Origin of the sequence: Bacillus glycinifermentans, assembly GCF_001042475.2 — a bacterium.
GTDB classification, from domain to species: Bacteria; Bacillota; Bacilli; order Bacillales; family Bacillaceae; genus Bacillus; species Bacillus glycinifermentans.
Genome location: NZ_LECW02000005.1, coordinates 187,982 through 205,460, shown reverse-complemented (window position 1 = coordinate 205,460; position 17,479 = coordinate 187,982). Strand labels below are relative to the sequence as shown.

General features: G+C 49.1%; 17 protein-coding genes, 1 pseudogene and 1 other annotated feature. Of the genes and pseudogenes, 2 read left to right on the top strand and 16 right to left on the bottom strand.

What is annotated here, in order from left to right:
* Positions 1-25 precede the first annotated feature (25 nt).
* The 10 genes and pseudogenes from arfA to AB447_RS06865 all read right to left on the bottom strand — a co-directional run bounded on the left by arfA (position 26) and on the right by AB447_RS06865 (position 12,186).
* Complete coding sequence (gene arfA, locus AB447_RS06910) at positions 26-1,534, bottom strand: arabinosylfuranosidase ArfA (protein ID WP_048353901.1); 1,509 nt, start codon at positions 1,532-1,534, stop codon at positions 26-28.
* 33 nt (positions 1,535-1,567) lie between these two features.
* Positions 1,568-2,407 carry a carbohydrate ABC transporter permease gene (locus AB447_RS06905; RefSeq protein WP_046132169.1) on the bottom strand — a complete coding sequence of 280 codons (840 nt, stop codon included), beginning with the start codon at positions 2,405-2,407 and terminating at the stop codon, positions 1,568-1,570.
* Entirely contained in the window at positions 2,407-3,351 is a 945-nt protein-coding gene (locus AB447_RS06900; protein ID WP_048353900.1) for an arabinooligosaccharides ABC transporter permease AraP, read from the bottom strand. The genes AB447_RS06905 and AB447_RS06900 overlap by 1 nt, the downstream gene beginning before the upstream one ends.
* A gap of 30 nt (positions 3,352-3,381) precedes the next feature.
* A complete protein-coding gene (locus tag AB447_RS06895; protein WP_096892175.1) occupies positions 3,382-4,662 on the bottom strand; it encodes an arabinooligosaccharides ABC transporter substrate-binding protein AraN in 1,281 nt (426 codons plus the stop codon).
* Between the two features lie 30 nt (positions 4,663-4,692).
* On the bottom strand, positions 4,693-5,886 hold the full coding sequence (locus AB447_RS06890; RefSeq protein ID WP_048353898.1) for a sn-glycerol-1-phosphate dehydrogenase: 1,194 nt from the start codon (positions 5,884-5,886) through the stop codon (positions 4,693-4,695).
* Positions 5,887-5,904: 18 nt separating this feature from the next.
* The gene (araD, locus tag AB447_RS06885; protein WP_048353897.1) at positions 5,905-6,591 is read right to left on the bottom strand and encodes an L-ribulose-5-phosphate 4-epimerase; all 687 of its coding nucleotides are present in this window, start codon (positions 6,589-6,591) and stop codon (positions 5,905-5,907) included.
* A 28-nt stretch (positions 6,592-6,619) separates the two neighbouring features.
* On the bottom strand, positions 6,620-8,299 hold the full coding sequence (araB, locus tag AB447_RS06880) for a ribulokinase (RefSeq protein WP_048353896.1): 1,680 nt from the start codon (positions 8,297-8,299) through the stop codon (positions 6,620-6,622).
* A 16-nt stretch (positions 8,300-8,315) separates the two neighbouring features.
* Positions 8,316-9,797, bottom strand: a complete 1,482-nt coding sequence (gene araA, locus AB447_RS06875; RefSeq protein ID WP_048353895.1) for an L-arabinose isomerase — start codon at positions 9,795-9,797, stop codon at positions 8,316-8,318.
* 220 nt (positions 9,798-10,017) lie between these two features.
* Positions 10,018-10,960 (bottom strand): annotated as a pseudogene (locus AB447_RS06870) (glycoside hydrolase family 43 protein).
* Between the two features lie 140 nt (positions 10,961-11,100).
* Positions 11,101-12,186 (bottom strand): M42 family metallopeptidase, encoded by a 1,086-nt coding sequence (locus AB447_RS06865; RefSeq protein ID WP_048353894.1) that lies wholly within the window; start codon positions 12,184-12,186, stop codon positions 11,101-11,103.
* A gap of 166 nt (positions 12,187-12,352) precedes the next feature.
* On the opposite strand from AB447_RS06865, the gene AB447_RS06860 reads away from it, so the two are divergent.
* On the top strand, positions 12,353-12,754 hold the full coding sequence (locus AB447_RS06860) for a hypothetical protein (protein WP_048353893.1): 402 nt from the start codon (positions 12,353-12,355) through the stop codon (positions 12,752-12,754).
* Between the two features lie 16 nt (positions 12,755-12,770).
* Here the strand turns inward: AB447_RS06860 and AB447_RS06855 are convergent, their stop codons facing one another.
* From AB447_RS06855 to lrgA, 6 genes are all read right to left on the bottom strand, one after another.
* Positions 12,771-13,034, bottom strand: coding sequence for a DUF1294 domain-containing protein (locus AB447_RS06855; protein WP_048353892.1), 264 nt, complete (start codon positions 13,032-13,034; stop codon positions 12,771-12,773).
* A gap of 56 nt (positions 13,035-13,090) precedes the next feature.
* Positions 13,091-13,450 (bottom strand): 50S ribosomal protein L20, encoded by a 360-nt coding sequence (gene rplT, locus AB447_RS06850; protein WP_006637946.1) that lies wholly within the window; start codon positions 13,448-13,450, stop codon positions 13,091-13,093.
* A 32-nt stretch (positions 13,451-13,482) separates the two neighbouring features.
* Positions 13,483-13,683 (bottom strand): 50S ribosomal protein L35, encoded by a 201-nt coding sequence (gene rpmI / locus AB447_RS06845; protein ID WP_003152493.1) that lies wholly within the window; start codon positions 13,681-13,683, stop codon positions 13,483-13,485.
* Positions 13,684-13,700: 17 nt separating this feature from the next.
* A complete protein-coding gene (infC, locus tag AB447_RS06840) occupies positions 13,701-14,219 on the bottom strand; it encodes a translation initiation factor IF-3 (protein WP_087962510.1) in 519 nt (172 codons plus the stop codon).
* A 67-nt stretch (positions 14,220-14,286) separates the two neighbouring features.
* Positions 14,287-14,419, bottom strand: a sequence feature (ribosomal protein L20 leader region).
* A 136-nt stretch (positions 14,420-14,555) separates the two neighbouring features.
* Entirely contained in the window at positions 14,556-15,239 is a 684-nt protein-coding gene (gene lrgB / locus AB447_RS06835) for an antiholin-like protein LrgB (protein WP_048353891.1), read from the bottom strand.
* 15 nt (positions 15,240-15,254) lie between these two features.
* Positions 15,255-15,674: an antiholin-like murein hydrolase modulator LrgA gene (gene lrgA, locus AB447_RS06830; RefSeq protein WP_048353890.1), complete on the bottom strand. Its 420-nt coding sequence runs from the start codon at positions 15,672-15,674 to the stop codon at positions 15,255-15,257.
* A 243-nt stretch (positions 15,675-15,917) separates the two neighbouring features.
* On the opposite strand from lrgA, the gene AB447_RS06825 reads away from it, so the two are divergent.
* Positions 15,918-17,477, top strand: a complete 1,560-nt coding sequence (locus tag AB447_RS06825) for an alkaline phosphatase D family protein (RefSeq protein WP_082634629.1) — start codon at positions 15,918-15,920, stop codon at positions 17,475-17,477.
* Positions 17,478-17,479: the final 2 nt, after the last annotated feature.

Below are 17,479 nucleotides of genomic sequence, written 5' to 3'. Positions count from 1 at the left end.
CCGGCACAACGGCCGGTTTTTACATTTATTGTCTTTTAAGCCTGATCACATTCCAGGAAAGCTTAGGGAGGCACGCCGTCAGCCTGCCGTCGCATACTTTGGCGTCTCCGCCGCTGTGCGGAACGACGTTGTTTCGGTCTTTTTCGTTCGTCGCTTTGTTGTCTTCGTGTTCAAGCACGATGTGCTCGCAGACGGTGTAGCCGTCAAAGCTTCTGGTATCGGCTTCGAGTTGCAGGCCGCCGTCTGTATCGCGGTTGACGGCGAATACCGTTAATTCTTCGGCTTCTTCATTGAAAACGGCGACAGACTCTAAATACGGAACATCTGTAAAGTCTTTGCTGTCATACTTTGGCGATGAAACGGCCGTTTGTAATACCGTTCCCCGTCCGTAGACAGAAGCGTGCATGAACGGATAGAATGTCGTCTGCCGCCAGGCTTCTCCGCCTTTTTCCGTCATGATCGGCGCGATCACATTGACAAGCTGTGCGAGACAGGCGATTTTCACGCGGTCGGCATGTTTCAAGAGCGTGATCAGCATACAGCCGACAAGAAGGGCATCCTCGAAGTTGTAAATGTCTTCAAGAAGGTGAGGCGCTCTTTCCCAGCGCTCGACCAGTTTGTCTTTTTCATTCGAATGATACCAGACGTTCCATTCATCGTAGGAAAGGTGGATCGTTTTTTTGCTGCGCTTTTTCGCTTTCATATAGTCGCAGACGGCAATCACCGTATTGATAAAGTGATCCATATCAAGCGATCTCGCTAAATAGTTCGGAAGATCGTTGTCACGGTTTCCGTAATACGAATGAAGCGAGATATACTCGACGTGTTCATACGTATGATCGAGCACGGTCGTTTCCCAGTCGATAAACGTCTGCATTCCGCTTCCTGAGCTTCCGCAGGCGACAAGCTCGATGGAAGGGTCCATCCATTTCATGACCTTTGCGGCTTCAGCGGCGATTCTTCCGTACTCGGCGGCCGTTTTATGGCCGATCTGCCAAGGACCGTCCATCTCATTGCCGAGGCACCACGTTTTGATCTTATGCGGCTCTTTATAGCCGTGCGATTTTCTGAGATCGCTGTAGTATGAATCTGACGGATGGTTACAGTATTCGACGAGATTGCGGGCTGCGTCAATGCCTCTCGTGCCAAGGTTAACGGCCATATTCACTTCCGCGCCGACAAGCTTCGCCCAGTCCATAAATTCATTGGTGCCGATCAAATTCGGTTCGGTCGTCGCCCATGCCAGATCAAGCCTTGTCGGCCGCTCTCCGACAGGGCCGACTCCGTCCTCCCAGTTATACCCCGATACAAAGTTTCCGCCCGGATATCTGATAAACGGCACCTTCAGCTCTTTGACGAGTTTGATGACGTCTTTGCGAAAGCCCGATTCATTTGCCTCCGGATGATCCGATTCATAAATGCCTTCATAGACGGCTCTTCCGAGATGCTCGACGAACGAGCCGAAGATCCGCTTGTCAACCTCCGCAACCTTATATTCCTTGTCGATCGTTATTTTTGCTTGTTTTGCAGTCATTTCAATCATTCCTTCCCAGAGAATATTTTATGATCAGCCTTTAATTCCGCCTGCTGTCAAACCTGACACAAAGTACTTTTGGAAGAACAAGAAAATCAGTATGACAGGCAGAATCGCCAGCACTGAACCTGAGATCAGCATGTCGTAGTTGTTGCCGTACGGACTGAGCAAAGCCGATAATCCGATCGGAAGCGTAAACATTTCCTTCGACCGCAGCACGATCAGCGGCCACAAAAAATTGTTCCAGCTGTTTAATGACTGGAGGATAATCATCGCTCCGAAAGCCGGCTTCATGAGCGGGGCCATAATCCGGAAGTAAATGCCGAATTCGGTGCATCCGTCCATTCTCGCCGAGTCGAGCAAATCTTTCGGCAGGCCGAGCGCATACTGCCGGAAGAAAAAGACGGCGACGGGCGATACGATAAACGGAAGGATCACCCCGGCGTACGTGTCGACGATATGCAGCGCGACCGTCATTTTAAATAAAGGCAGCATCAAAACTTCAATCGGCACCATCATGATCAAGAGCACAAATACAAACAGGAGATTTTTCCCCTTAAACTGATACACGGCAAGCCCGTAACCGACCATCGATGAAAACAAAAGCGTTAAAACGGTCGATATGACGACAAGAATCAGGCTGTTCGAGAACCATTTAAAATAAATGCTTCCTCCGTTAAACAAATAGGCATAGTTGTCAAGGCTTAACAATTCGGGGCTCAACCTTAAATTAAGCCCGAACCTCAGCAATTCCGAAGACGGCTTAAGCGAGCCGAGCACAAGACAAAACAGCGGAAACACAAACAAAAAACTTAAGATCGCAAACAGGAAAAATGTCGCTGTTTTCGCAATGTTTGAGCCTCTCGCATGCATTAATAGCCCTCCTTTTTAAATGATCCTGACAGCTTTAACGATATAAGGCTTGCGATGAAAATAATGACGAGCAGCACGATGCCGAGCGCCGAACCGTAGCCCATATTGTTGTAGGCAAGCCCCTGCTGATAAATGTATCCGACCATTGTCAGCCCGATATTGCCCGGGGAATTGTTTTGCCACAACACATAGCTTTCTTCAAACATCCGAAAGCCGCCGATGATGCTGATCGTCAGCACGTAGACGGTGACGGGCTTTAAAAACGAAAGCGTAATATAGAAAAATTTCTTCAGCGTGCCGGCGCCGTCAATTTCGGCCGCTTCGTACAATTCTTTCGGAACATTTTGCAGGCCGGCCAGGAAATACAGCACATTAATGCCCATCCACCGCCATGATGCGAGCATAACCATTAAAAACATTCCCGTATGCTCATTGTTCAGCCAGTTTTGCGGCGCGGCTCCGAGCTTCAGCAAAATCGAGTTCGCAAGCGATGTTTCCATTTCTCCGAAAATCAGCCTGAAAATGATGCCCGCCACGATCGTCGATGTCAAGGCAGGGATAAATAAAGCCGATTTAAACACATTTTTAAACTTTACAAGCTTTGAATCCAAAAAGACTGCAAGAATAAGAGGAACCGGTATTAAAATAAGCAATGTCCAAAAAGTGTATTTGATTGTATTGAATAGTGCGGTATAAAAAGTGGGATTATTTAAAGCTTTATAGTTTTCCGCCCCGACGAAGCGGATCTCCCCGGGGAGAATGCTTTGAAAGCTCATGATGATGACGCTGATAAGCGGATAAAGAAAAAAGATGCAAAAGGAGAGTACGAAAGGTGCTGTAAAAAAGTAAGGTGCGGCTTTTGCTGAATATAATAGGCGGGTCATCTTTCTTTTTCTGCTCACCGGCGGAAACGAATGCACTGTATCCGTTTTGACAGTCTTCAAGTTATCGCCTCGCTTTACAGTAATGAAAGACTATTGTCCCTTTACCTCGGCGGCTGCTTTGTCCAAGGCTTCCTTCGGTGTTTTGCTTTTCGTTTTAAGAGCTTCGTATAAAACGTTTTTGTTGACCAGATCGGATGTTTTCGCATAATCCTCTGTTAAATAAAGCGGATTGATCTCATCTTTCACCTCAAGAAGCATCGAAAAAATCCCGCTGCCATTTCGGAAATATTCTGTATATTGATTCGGTTTCTTCAGTTCTTCCGAATCCCACACATCCCATCTGAGCGGGTCAAACCCGAGGACGGTCCATAGCTTGATGTTTCCTTCTTTTGACACTTTGGCAAACGATAAAAAGTCCTTGGCCATTCCGGCTTCCTTCGCTTGTTTTGGAATAACGGTCGCTGTGCCGCCCATCCCTGCCGATCGGTCTCCGCCTTCTTTCCATGCCGGAAGCGGCCTGATCGCAATCTTCCCTTTTAAATCAGGCATATAATCCAAAAATCTGCCCATATACCAGATCGGCATCAAAACGGAAGCTGCCCCGCCTTGATTCATGAAGCCGTAATATTCTTCGCTATGATGATTTCCGCCAGGCGTTGTGATCGCAATTTTGTCCTTTTCGATCAAGGTTTTCAAAAATTCGAGCGTTTTGACATTTGTATCATGGTTTAATGTCAGGCGCCCCTTTTTATTAAAGTAGCCCGACCCCTGCTGGGTAAGCAGCGGCAAAAACGAATTTGGATCTGTCGTTTCGATCGTCGTCATCGGTTTGCCTGTAGCCTCTGTGACTTTTTTGCCCGCTTTTCTGTAATCTTCCCATGTTTTGATATCGTCCGGATCGACTCCCGCTTTGTGCAAAATATCCATGTTATAGTACATCACCGTCGTCCCGACGTGGGTGTCGAGGCCGTACAGTCTGCCGTTTTTGCTGTACAGGGTAAGCCGCGCTTCCACGAACTTGTCGCGTTCATCTTCGACAAGGGAGGTCAGGTCTGTCAAAGGAATGTCAGAGCCTTTCAAAAAGCTGGAGAAGCGGGCGAGCTCAACATCGGCAATATCGGGAACCCCTTTTCCCGCCAAAAGTGATATCGAAAGATTGTCGTGCATCTGTCCGTACGGATAAACGACGGTATTTAATTTGATCTTACGGTCCGGATATGCTTTATTCCATTCTTTCACCATTTCCGCATAAAACTGTTCATGAAGGCCGTTGAACGTCCAAAATGTCAGCTCTGTGGCATCGTCATCTTTGCCGGCGGTGGGACTCGCACTGCATCCTGTCAAAAGCAAGCTAAAAGCCATGATGATCATGAGGAAAAATGAAAGGAACCTTTTCACGTTTTAACCCCTTTCATGTTTGACATGCTGCCCGGCGTCAGGCAAAAGTCCGTATTGATTCATGATGGCAAGACCCGTGTACCGGTCCCTGAGATTGTGGGCCCGGGCCATTGCCTCCATAAGCAAAGGCTCGTCAACATCAAGGTCTGCAAATGATACCGGCCCGCCGACTTTTCTCATCCATTCCGCCATCTCCTCTCCGCCGGGAAGCTTTTCATAGACGGAACGAACCGTTTTTGCGACGTGTTCATCGCCGAAATCCCGGTCTTTAAGAGAGCGGTAAACATCCGCTAGCATGATGGAGGCGCAGCCTACTTTTGCCCCGTGGAGAATCTGCCGCCTGTTGTTTTCGAGCGCTTTCATCTCAAGGTAATGGGACAGGTGGTGCTCACCTCCGGAAGCAGGTCTTGAATGGTCGAGCATCAGCATGACAAGGCCTGAGACGATCAGCGATTCCATCAATTTTTCGATGCCCTCGCGCGATTTTGCCGCGATGTCATCGATCCTGGAAAGACACTGATCAAGCGCTTTTCTCGTGATGGCGGAAGCAGTCGGACAGTATGGTTCATCAGCAAGCGAACGGGAGATCTCCCAGTCGGCGAGCGACGTTATTTTGCCGAGCATATCGCCGAATCCCGCGGCGATCATGTTTTGCGGCGCATTCCGCAAAAGCTCGATATCTGCAAATAGCGCAACAGGCGCCGACGTTTGAATCGTCTGCTTTGTACCGTTTAAAATGAGCGGAGCTCCGGCCGATGTAAAACCGTCAACCGACGGCGCAGTAGGCACCGAAATAAACGGAATGCTGCGCTGATAGGCGCAAAACCTGACGATATCATGGATCGTCCCCGCACCTGCGGCAATGAGCGCATCCGCGTCAACCGGCGCATCGATCAATGCCTTGACCAACGTTCTCTCATCTGCCGTAACATCCCCTGCCGCATTCGCCTCAAGCTTGACAAGGGATACCTCTGCCGTTTCCTGAAGGAGAGACGCCAGCCGTTCTCCCGCGATCCGGCCGGTCGTTTCATCACAAACGATAGCAACGCTTTTAAATGAAGCTTTTATAAAGGCAGGCATTTCGTTTTCGACAGCATGTTCGCCAATCGCGATTTTTTCGACCGTCAGCGGGAAATGGACGGCTCCGCACTCGCATTCCCCCAACGTCTTTTTCATATAAGAGATCAAGTCATTCATGATTATCCCTCACTCCTCCTATTGGCCGTAATACGCGTCAGCCCCGTGCTTACGGAAAAAGTGCTTATCGAGCAAGACACCGCTGATGGGATGTAACGACGGATTCAGCATGAGCGAATGATAGGCCATTTTTGCGACCTCTTCCAAGACAACAGCGTTGTGCACGGCCGTCAAGGCATCTTCCCCCCAGCAAAACGGACCGTGATTGTTGACGAGAACGCCCGGAATGTCGCGCGGATCAAGGTGCTGAAACGTCTCCCTGATGACTTTTCCGGTATTTAATTCGTATTGTTCCGCGATTTCATCAGCGTACATTTCCCTCGTACAGGGAATATCGCCGTGATAGTAATCAGCGTGAGTCGTTCCCAATGAAGGGATGTCCCTGCCGGACTGCGCCCAGCTCGTCGCCCACGGGGAATGAGTGTGGACGATCCCTCCTATCGTTTGAAACTCCTTGTAAAGGTAAAGGTGTGTCGGCGTATCCGAAGACGGCTTCAGCTTCCCTTCGACAACCTCTCCGTCCAGATTCAGCACGACTAAATCTTCCGCTCTTAATTCGCTGTATTTCACACCGCTCGGCTTGATGACGACCAAGCCTTTATCACGGTCGATCCCGCTGACATTTCCCCATGTAAAGGTGACGAGCCGGTGCTCCACAAGCTGTAAATTCGCTTTTAACACTTGTTCCTTCAAAGCCTCCAGCACAAGGTTCTCCTCCTTTTGACTTTTCGATTTACCGGGCGGCGGCGCTGACTGACTGGATGTTTTTCAACTTTTTAAGGCGTTTCATGACATTGTTTTGTTTTCCGAAGAATTCGTAAAGCTCCCTGTAGTCCGCATAAAGCTGATCGTACAATATCACGTTTTCCGGAATCGGCTTGTATGTGTGATCTTTCACTTTTCCCATATGCTTGACAGCCTCTTCGATCTGATCATATCCGCCGTTTTCGCTTCCGGCCGCAACCGCTCCGAATATCGCCGAACCTAACGCCGGAGCTTGCGGAGAACCGGAAATTTTAATTTCCATGTTTGTCACATCAGCATATATCTGCATGATGAACGGGTTTTTTTCGGCAATTCCCCCGGCGGCATACAGCTCTTCGATCGGCACGCCGCTCTGCCGGAACGTTTCGATGATGATTCTCGTACCGTATGCGGTTGCTTCAACTAACGCACGGAATATCTCTTCAGGCTTCGTTGATAAGGTCATCCCGAGCATCATCCCGGTCAGATCCGCATCGACGAGCGTCGAGCGGTTTCCATTCCACCAATCCAATGCAAGCAGGCCGCTTTCGCCGACGCGCAATCTGTCCGCCTTTCGGGACAGCAGCTCGTAAATCGATATCCCCTCTGCTTCAGCTTCTTTCGCATAGCTTTCAGGCACGAAGTGCTCAATCAGCCAATGAAAATGATCGCCGACGCACGATTGGCCCGCTTCATAGCCGACATAGCCCGGCAGAATGCCGTTTTCCACGACTCCGCACATTCCCGGCACCATTCGGACGTCCTCGCCGAGCAGCACGTGGCAAGTGGATGTCCCCATGATCATCAGCATTTTCCCCGGCTCTGTGATGCCGACCGCCGGAACTGACACATGGGCATCGACATTGGCAACCGCGACCGCGGTACCCGGCAAAAGACCCGTTTTAGCTGCCATTTCATCAGTTAAACCGCCGGCTTTCTCCCCTATCGGATAAATGTCTTCCGTCAATTTTTCCTGAACGACATGTTTCAGCTTCGGATGCAAAGCTGCGAAAAAATCTACGGAAGGATAGCCGTCAGTACGATTCCAGATCGCCTTATAGCCCGCTGTACAATTGTTTCGTTTCATCTTCCCGCACAGCCTGTATACGATCCAGTCCGCAGCTTCCATGATCTCGGCGGCGGCATCGTATATATGCGGTGCTTCTTCAGCGATTTGCATCACTTTCGGCACGAGCCATTCGGAGGAAATTTTTCCGCCGTATGTTTTCAGAAACGCTTCGTTTCGCTCCTCTGCGAGTTGATTCAGCCTGTTTGCCTGCTCCTGTGCGGCGTGATGCTTCCAAAGCTTCACATAGCTGTGCGGCTCTCCCGCGTATTCCTCCCTCATGCAAAGCGGCGTCCCGTCTTTGTCTACAGGCAGAATCGTACATGCCGTAAAATCGATGCCGGTACCGATGATCTCTTTTGGATCGACTTTTGACTGACGCAACAGGCTCGGAATCGTCTCTTCAAGCACTTCGGTGTAATCAGCCGGATGCTGAAGCGCCCAGTCCCTCGGAAGCTTTTTCTTCGTCCCCGGCAATTCGCGGTCAATCACGCCGTGCGTATATTCTTTTACCGCTGTCGCAATTTCCTCTCCCGTCTGGACGTTGACCAGGACGGCTCTCCCTGACAATGTTCCGAAATCAACACCGATTGCAAATGCCATAAGCTTGCGCGCCTCCTTAAAACGTGCGAAGCCGGTATGCAGCTTCACTCCATTTGAGTTCGTTGCGAAGGTTTACTATCTTTGTGTCACGGTTGATCAGCACCGCTTCAATGCCCGTCATGTCAGCCCAATCCAGCATTTGTTCTGCCGTAAGCCGATAGGAAAGGCACGTGTGGTGGGCTCCCCCCGCCAATATCCACGCCTCTGCAGACGTTTTGAGGGAAGGCTGCGGCTTCCAAAGGACGCGCGCCACCGGAAGGTACGGCATCTCATGCGGAACCCTTTCAGCATCGACTTCATTGATGACAAGCCTGAAACGCCCGCCCATATCGACTAAAGAAACGTTGACCGCAGGGCCTGCCATTCCGTCGAAGACCAAACGGGCCGGATCGTTCTTTCCGCCGATCGACAAAGGATGCACTTCGATGCGCGGCTTCGTTTCGGCAATCGACGGGCACACTTCAAGCATGTGCGACCCGAGAATCATTTCGTTGCCCGGTTCAAAATGGTATGTGTAATCTTCCATGAACGACGTTTCTTTTCCGTCTGCCATCACTTTCATCATCCTGACAAGTGCAGCCGTTTTCCAGTCTCCCTCTCCGCCGAAGCCGTAGCCTTCAGCCATCAGGCGCTGAACGGCCAACCCCGGAAGCTGCTTCATACCGTGCAAGTCTTCAAAGGTCGTCGTAAAGGCGGTATAGCCCCCGTCCGAAAGAAAGCGCTTTAAACCAAGCTCAATGCGGGCCTGCTCTTTTACGGCTTCACGGGCCGCACCGTCTTCAGGGCACTCGTAAAGCTCTTCGTATTCGGCAAGCAGTTCATTTACGCTTTCTTCCGAAACCGCGTTGATCTCCCGGACGAGGTCACCGATCCCATATCCGTCGACAGACCAGCCAAGCTGAATTTGAGCTTCGATTTTGTCCCCTTCCGTGACCGCCACATTGCGCATGTTGTCACCAAAGCGGGCCACTTTGATATGGCGGTTTTCAATTGAGGCCACAGCAGCGCTCATCCACCGGTCGATCTCCCTTTTCACTCCGGCGTCTTCCCAATGGCCGACGATGACTTTTCGATTCAGCCCCAATCTCGTTCCGATAAATCCGTATTCGCGGTCTCCGTGTGCAGACTGGTTGATATTCATAAAATCCATATCGATCGTTTCCCACGGAATGTCCCTGTTAAATTGAGTATGAAAGTGGAGCAGCGGCTTTTTCAGTTCCGTCAGTCCCGGAATCCACATTTTCGCCGGTGAAAACGTATGCATCCAAGTGATGACGCCGGCGCATGCATCATCGCAATTCGCTTCTCTGATCAGTTTTCTGACTCCGTCAAGCGAGGTGGCAACCGCTTTATATTTGACGCTGTACCTCATTGAACCGTCGTTTAGTCCCCTGCACATGATGTTTGCATGCTCTTCTACTTCTCTGACTGCTTCTTCTCCGTATAAATGCTGACTCCCCGCAACAAACCAAAATTCGTACGCTTTTGATTGAATCAAGATTTTTCCCCCTTTGTTCCGGCATACATTATGAAACTACCAAAATGAACGCTTACAAAAATCTCTCAATACGTACGGACATCTAAAATCATGATATATATTTGTACGAACGAGTTCATTATATTCTTAACACCACATACTGTCAATTACATTTCCGGCATTTTTTTGAACAAAAAAGAAAAAAAGCCAAGCAAAACATCTGCTTAGCTTGCTGCAATCGCTAATACGCCGGCCAGCCCGCGGAATCCCAGTACAAATCATTGATCAGCAGTTTGGAGACTCCGTTGTCAAGCGCGTCATAGCTGTGTCTGACGATGATGGAATTGTCGACTACATCCTGATGCCCCGGTCCTTTCCAGCGGTCATTTCCGGCGTCTAATATCGTCCCTCCTCCCTCGAGCATATTTTTGCCGTTTTTATCATAGTAAGGACCTGTTATATTTTTTGAACGGCCGTAGGCGATTTTGTACGTGCTGTTTACTCCGAGGCAGCATCTGTCAAATGAAACGAACAAATAATAGTAGCCGTCTTTATACGTAATGTTCGGCGCTTCAACAGCCCCGCCGTTATTCGGCCTTGCCGCGATGGAATAAAGCGTTCCCGTCGGCTTCATCGTTTTTTTATCGAGCTTTGTCAGCTTAATGCCGCTCCAAAAAGAGCCGAAAGAAAGCCACGGGTTTCCGTCTTTGTCAATCACTAAATCTCCGTCGATCGCATTATAATTGTCAGCTGAAGTCGTCCTGACCACAAGTCCGTCATCGCGCCATTTCCCTAAAGCGAGACTGTCTGTCGAAGCGAGCCCGATCGCCGAAGTGTTTGATCCGAACGAAGAGATCGAATAATAAAGCCAGTATCTCCCGTTATAGTAGCTGATATCCGGCGCCCGGATTTTTTTCATGATTTGGTACGTACGTTTTCCACCAGGATAACGGCGTTGAAAAAATACTCGGTGCCGCGCTCCACGCGATTCCGTCATTCGACCTGATGACGCGCAGTCCATTTCCAATCCCCGTTCCAAAGGTATACCACGTATTTCCTTCTTTGATCATGGAAGGATCATGAATGATGTTGTCTCCCTTCGTATCCCAAAATGCGGCTGAAGCGGATTCAGCCGCCAGCGCCAGCCCGATGATCAATGCCCCCGCGATACAAATTGCCCGCAATTTACGCTTCACAAAACCACTCTCCCATCCGATGAATTTGAACCTCTTTCAGAAGTCATTCCGGAATATATGTAAGCGTCTTCTAAGATATTCCAAAAAATAAGCTGACAGCATGGATTAGCAGCTGTCAGCTTATTTGATCAATCAAACGTAATCTGCTCGACCGTTTCGTTATCCAATCGCTTGATGACTTCGGTAATTAATTTGACGGCATTTTCATAGTCATCGCGATGAAGCATCGCTGCATGCGTATGGATGTAGCGGGTGGCGATCGTAATCGAAAGGGCCGGCACTCCGTTTGCGGTCAGGTGGATCGAGCCTGAATCGGTTCCTCCTCCTGAAAGGGCATCATATTGGTATGGAATCCCGGCTTCATCTGCAACCTTTGTGACGAAATCGCGGAGCCCTTTATGGGAAACCATTGAAGCATCATATAGAATGATTTGCGGGCCTTTCCCCATTTTGCTCGTCGATTCTTTTTCCGAAATTCCCGGCGTATCTCCGGCAATTCCGACATCGACCCCGAATGCGATGTCAGGCTTGATCGTATGTGCGGCGGTTTTTGCGCCGCGCAATCCGACTTCTTCCTGAACCGTCCCAACGCCGTACACAACATTCGGATGGTCAGAGCCTTTTAAGTTTTTTAAAACGTCTATCGCAATGGCGCAGCCGATACGGTTGTCCCACGCTTTTGCAAGCAGCATTTTTTCATTGTTCAGGACCGTGAATTCAAAGTACGGGACGACCTGATCTCCGGGAAGAACGCCCCATTCCATCGCTTCCTCCCTGTTTGAAGCCCCGATGTCGATGAACATGTCTTTGATCTCAACCGGTTTTTTACGCGCGTCAGGCGACAGGACATGAGGGGGTTTGGAACCGATCACGCCTGTGATGTCCCCTTTTTTGGTTACGACCGTTACACGCTGCGCCAGCATGACCTGGGACCACCAGCCACCGACCGTTTGAAAGCGAAGGTATCCCCTGTCATCAATACGCGTCACCATAAAACCGACTTCATCAAGGTGACCGGCAATCATGATCTTCGGCCCGCCTGTCTGTCCGGTCTTTTTGGCGATCAAACTGCCGAGTCTGTCTGTGGTAACCTCGTCGGCATACGGCTCTATGTATGATTTCATGACTTGTCTGGGTTCTTTTTCATTCGCTGGAATTCCTTTTGCATCTGTTAGTTCTTTCAGCATCGTAAGCGTTTCATCTAGCATTGCCATTTCTCTTACAGCCTCCTTTAATTAACCCTTAATTACTATTATACAAAAACAATCCTATTCAATACGATCAAGCCGCTTTTTTAGATAAAAAAATGAAACCTTCCGCTGTGCCGTTCGTATATATTCAGATATACCTGAATTTCTTTTACAGGAGGTTCATTTAAAAATGGCTGTTATCATTCTGAGAATCGTTTTGCTTGCGCTTTTGCTCTATGTCGTATTCAAAGTTGTTCAGTTTTTCGGTGATCCGAAGCGCAGACTGAAATCGGCGCAGGCAAAAAAGGATTTTTATTTTTTGGACGAACAAAAAAACACGCGCAAAAATTTCAAACTAACGTTTAAAGGCGTACTGTTCGAAGGGGAAAAACACATTCCTTCCAAAGACCACCCCCTGTTCATCCATACGATCTTCGTGTGGACGGATGCTTCAGAAGAAAAGCTCAGAACTTTCACAAATGAGGATTTCAGCGAATTGGAAAACAAAATCAAAGCCCACTACCCGGACTGCAAAATCGATTGGGATTCATCGATTAAAAAATGGAAACATAAAAAAGCAGAAGAGCATTAGCGCCTCTTCTGCTTTTTCAGTTCATGAAATAAAAGCCGGCCAATGCGGCTTGAATCACGAAGAGGAAGGGGATTCCGAGCCGAAAGGACAAATGCTTCGTTTTATGTCTGACAAGGATCATGCCGAGCCAGACACCCGCGGAACCGAACGCGGCCGCAGTCAGCCAGATGCGGCGTTCAGGCACCCTCCATTTGTGTTGGACGGCTCTTCGCTTGTCTGCTCTCATCATGAAAAAGCCGTATCCGTTAATGATAATAAAGAATATCAGCACCAGATGCATTGGTGTTCTCCCCTTGCCCTTAAATAAAAAGGGCCGCGTTTAAGCGGCCGTTTTCATTATTTGTTTAATTGAGCTTTTGCAGCGTCAGCAAGCTGATTGAATGCAGAAAGATCGTTTACAGCAAGATCAGCAAGCATTTTGCGGTTTACTTCGATGCCGGAAAGTTTCAGACCGTGCATTAAACGGCTGTAAGAAAGGCCGTTCATACGAGCTGCGGCATTGATACGAGTGATCCACAGTTTGCGGAAATCGCGTTTTTTCTGACGACGGTCACGGAAAGCGTAGTTTCCGGATTTCATCACTTGCTGGTTAGCTACTTTATATAATGTATGTTTTGAACCAAAATAACCTTTTGCTAATTTAAGAACCTTTTTACGACGTTTGCGTGTAACAGTTCCGCCTTTTACTCTTGGCATAAGATTTCCCTCCTAATTATCCCTTTTCCGAATTACTTAATGTTAGCAAGCTGCTGCTTGATGCGTTTGAAATCGCCTGCGCTGACGATCGCGCCTTTGCGAAGCTTGCGTTTTTGTTTTTGAGATTTATTTGCGAATAAGTGACTTGTATATGCATGAGAACGTTTCAGTTTCCCGGAACCTGTCTTTTTAAAACGTTTCGCAGATCCGCGGTGAGTTTTCATTTTTGGCATGGATGTTTCCTCCTTAATTACTTTTCATTTTTAGGTGCGAGCACCAGGAACATGCTGCGGCCGTCCATTTTCGGCTTTGTTTCAACGGTCGCAACTTCCGCGCATGCTTCCGAAAAACGGTCAAGCACGCGCTGTCCGATTTCTTTATGCGTGATCGCGCGGCCTTTAAAGCGGATGGATGCTTTCACTTTGTCCCCTTTTTGCAGGAACTTAATGGCGTTGCGAAGCTTTGTATTAAAGTCGTGCTCTTCAATACCAGGGCTCAGCCGCACTTCTTTTAAGTTAATGATTTTTTGATTTTTGCGTGCTTCTTTTTCCTTTTTCTGCTGCTCGAATCTGTACTTTCCGTAGTCCATAATCCGGCAGACAGGCGGTTTTGCATTTGCTGCAACTAACACAAGGTCAAGATTTGCGCGACCGGCAATTTCAAGTGCTTCCTGGCGGGATTTGATCCCAAGCTGGTCGCCATTTTGTCCGATCAAACGGACCTCACGCGCACGGATACCCTCATTAACCAATTGATCTTTGCTAATAATGAGCCACCTCCATAGAATCTTTGAATTGATTTCACAACTCATTTGACCGCTTCATTGCATTTTCACAGGCAAACAAAAAGTGCGGGCATAAAAACACCCACACTGCGAACATCTGCATGAAAAAATAAGAATGTACGTTTAACCTGCCAACTACAAGAATGTGTCAATCAGGTGAGAAGCGGGTGCTTCTGCTTGTTGATATATATTCAATTCATTATCTATCTTACATAAATAAATCTTTCAAGTCAAGATATAAAATTCATCACAACATTTGCTATTATAACAGGTGATATTTAAAATCGCAATGGTGATTTTATTTTTCTTTTTTCGAGCCTCTTATCCGCCGACGATCTGAATGAACACCGGAATGACGAACACGGTCACAACGCCGACGACAACGACCGCAATGCTTGCCATGGCGGCTTCGACTTCCCCCATTTCGATCCCGACAGCCACGCCGAGGGCATGTCCTGACGTACCAAGCGCCAAGCCTTTTGCGATCGGATTCTTCACGCGAAAGAGTTTTAAGAAAAGCGCCCCAAGCGCATAGACGATGACAGCATTAAAAATAACCGCAAACGCCGTAATATCGGTGATGCCGCCGATGCCTTTTGATAACGGCAGAGCGATCGCCGTTGTGGCAGCCTGCGGCAGCATGCTCTTCATGACGGCGTCGTCAAGGTGGATTCCTTTTGCAATGAGATAAACGACGGCGACCGAACAGACGGAGCCGGCAACGATGGCCGAGAGAATCTGCCACCAATACTTCTTCAATGTAGCCGCCTGCTTGTACAAAGGAATCGCAAACGCGATCGTTGCGGGCTCTAAAAAGAACTTAATGATATCTCCCCCGCTTTTGTAATCCTCATACGAAAAACCCCCGATTTTAAGAAAAGCGATGCCGAGCACCATGGCGACGAACAAAGGCGTAAACAAGAAAAATCCGTTTGTTTTTTTAAAAAGATAAGTGCCGATGCCGAAAGCGGCAAGCGATACGACAATGCCGAAATACGGTGACATACCTGAAAACCCCCTTTAAGAAGCTGTTTTTTTGGCCGTTTCCGTTTCAAGCGTCCCGGCTTCCCGCTTTTTGCCGCCGGCGGACAGAATCATCTGGGAAAACAGCCCTGTTGCGCCAAGCAAAATGACGGTGGCCAGAAGAATAACAAACACGATCAACAACCCGTATTTTTCCATGACACCGAGCGAATTCATGACAGAAATTCCCGAAGGAACGAATAAAAATCCGATGAGAGAGGTTAATGCTGCACCGAGCGATTCGACCTGCTCAAGCTTGACCACCTTCATGCATAACAGCGTGAATAAGAGAACCAACCCAATGACTGATGCCGGAATCGGAATGGGCAGCAACCCGGCGATTCCGTTTGAAACAAGCATAATGACAGCAAAAATAAATGCCTGTGTTAAAAAGCCGTATACCTTTTTCGCACTCATGTCGATCACCTCTTTGGCTTTGTTGGCACCATTATATAAAACAAAGCCCAGAAAAAAAGCGCTTTCATTAAAACTCGCCGGATATCGAAGACCAGGTGCAGAAATCGGGCGGTGAAATACAGATCTCCCTCGTTATGGGCGCTTGCCGATTTTCACAATAAATCCATTCCAATTTGTGCTAATTAGCAAGGGGCCATCGTATAGTTAGTAACGTGAAAAAAGAAAGGGGGCCTAAAGAAAAATATGCATACCGGAAAACAGACCGGCATGCCCGGACAGCGCGTAGAACTTGCATCCTTGATCAACCGTGGATTGGAACCTGAAGACGATTCCCCCGCCGCCGAATCACCTGTGTTTACGGATGATCCGTTTAAACTGGGGGTCGCCTCGGGTGAACCGCTCCCGGACGGATTTGTATTATGGACGAGGCTTGCACCGGATCCGCTTGCTGAAGACGGTTTGGGAGGAATGCCGGACAGGAGTGTACCGGTCAGGTGGGAGATCGCCGAAGATGAGCATTTCCGCAAAATCGTCAGGCGCGGAACGGCATCAGCCCTCCCTGAGCTTGCCCACTCGGTCCATGTCGAAGTGAACGGACTGAAGCCGGCAAGATATTATTGGTACAGATTCAAAGCAGGTCAGGAAATCAGCCGGGCCGGCCGCACAAAAACCGCGCCTCCCCCGTATGCCGACCTTGCCGGGATGTCGTTTTCCCTTGCATCGTGCCAGGCCTGGTACCACGGCTATTTCACCGCTTATCGTCATATGGCCGCGGACCATCCCGACGTCGTTTTTTTCCTTGGCGACTATATTTACGAATATCCCATTAATGAAAACAATCTTTACCGGGATGTCAAGCTGTCCGATGCGCACAATGCAAAGACTGTCACCCTCAGCCAGTATCGTCTGCGGTACTCCCTTTTCAAGACCGATCCCGATCTCCAGGCGATCCACGCATTAGCGCCTTGGATCGTGACCATGGACGACCATGAAGTGGAAAACAACTATGCCGGCGTGTATTCGCAATATAACCCTTCTGTCGAAGAGTTTCTCAAGCAGCGCGCAGCCGCCTATCAAGCCTTTTATGAAAACATTCCGGTCAGGAGCACCTCGATTCCAAAGGGGCCGGATATGCTCATGTACCGGCGTTTCCGCTATGGAAACCTGGCCGAATTCAACGTCCTTGACACCCGGCAGTACCGCAGCAAATATCCGGCAAACGAGAGGGAACGGCTCGATCCGGCCCGGTCCATACTCGGAAAAGCCCAGGAGCAGTGGCTGTTCCGCGGGCTGAGCAGGTCGAATGCAATTTGGAATATGCTCACACAGCAGGTCGTTTTGGCGCAAATCGACCGCGACACCGGACCGGGAACGGCTTACAGCGTGGATCAGTGGGACGGCTATCCCGCTACGCGCGACAGGCTTTTCTCCGCATATCAAACGTGCGGCATCAAAAATCCAGTCGTTCTGACAGGGGACATCCATCGACACGCCGCCGCGGATCTGAAAGCAGATTTCAATGATCCTCAGTCAAAAACGATCGGCACAGAGCTGATTGCCACATCCATCTCCTCAGACGGCGATGGGGCAGAAACCGATTCGCTCGCACCGATCTGGCTGGGAAATCCCCATGTCAAGCTGTACAATGCACAGCGCGGCTACGTCCGCTGTACGATGACTCCCAAACAGCTCAAAGCCGACTTTCAGGTTCTTCCTTACATTACCCGCCCGGGAGCTCCAGTCTCGACCTATGCGGGCTTTGTCATTGAAGCGGGCCGTCCGGGACTGCAAAGGATTCATTAAAA

Excerpts from the sequence above, each read along its gene's own strand:
- arfA (WP_048353901.1), bottom strand. The coding sequence starts at position 1,534 with ATGACTGCAAAACAAGCAAAAATAACGATCGACAAGGAATATAAGGTT.
- AB447_RS06905 (WP_046132169.1), bottom strand. The coding sequence starts at position 2,407 with ATGCATGCGAGAGGCTCAAACATTGCGAAAACAGCGACATTTTTCCTG.
- AB447_RS06895 (WP_096892175.1), bottom strand. The coding sequence starts at position 4,662 with ATGATCATCATGGCTTTTAGCTTGCTTTTGACAGGATGCAGTGCGAGT.
- AB447_RS06890 (WP_048353898.1), bottom strand. The coding sequence starts at position 5,886 with ATGAATGACTTGATCTCTTATATGAAAAAGACGTTGGGGGAATGCGAG.
- araB (WP_048353896.1), bottom strand. The coding sequence starts at position 8,299 with ATGGCATTTGCAATCGGTGTTGATTTCGGAACATTGTCAGGGAGAGCC.
- AB447_RS06865 (WP_048353894.1), bottom strand. The coding sequence starts at position 12,186 with ATGGCAATGCTAGATGAAACGCTTACGATGCTGAAAGAACTAACAGAT.
- AB447_RS06860 (WP_048353893.1), top strand. The coding sequence starts at position 12,353 with ATGGCTGTTATCATTCTGAGAATCGTTTTGCTTGCGCTTTTGCTCTAT.
- AB447_RS06855 (WP_048353892.1), bottom strand. The coding sequence starts at position 13,034 with ATGCATCTGGTGCTGATATTCTTTATTATCATTAACGGATACGGCTTT.
- rplT (WP_006637946.1), bottom strand. The coding sequence starts at position 13,450 with ATGCCAAGAGTAAAAGGCGGAACTGTTACACGCAAACGTCGTAAAAAG.
- rpmI (WP_003152493.1), bottom strand. The coding sequence starts at position 13,683 with ATGCCAAAAATGAAAACTCACCGCGGATCTGCGAAACGTTTTAAAAAG.
- lrgB (WP_048353891.1), bottom strand. The coding sequence starts at position 15,239 with ATGTCACCGTATTTCGGCATTGTCGTATCGCTTGCCGCTTTCGGCATC.
- lrgA (WP_048353890.1), bottom strand. The coding sequence starts at position 15,674 with ATGAGTGCGAAAAAGGTATACGGCTTTTTAACACAGGCATTTATTTTT.
- AB447_RS06825 (WP_082634629.1), top strand. The coding sequence starts at position 15,918 with ATGCATACCGGAAAACAGACCGGCATGCCCGGACAGCGCGTAGAACTT.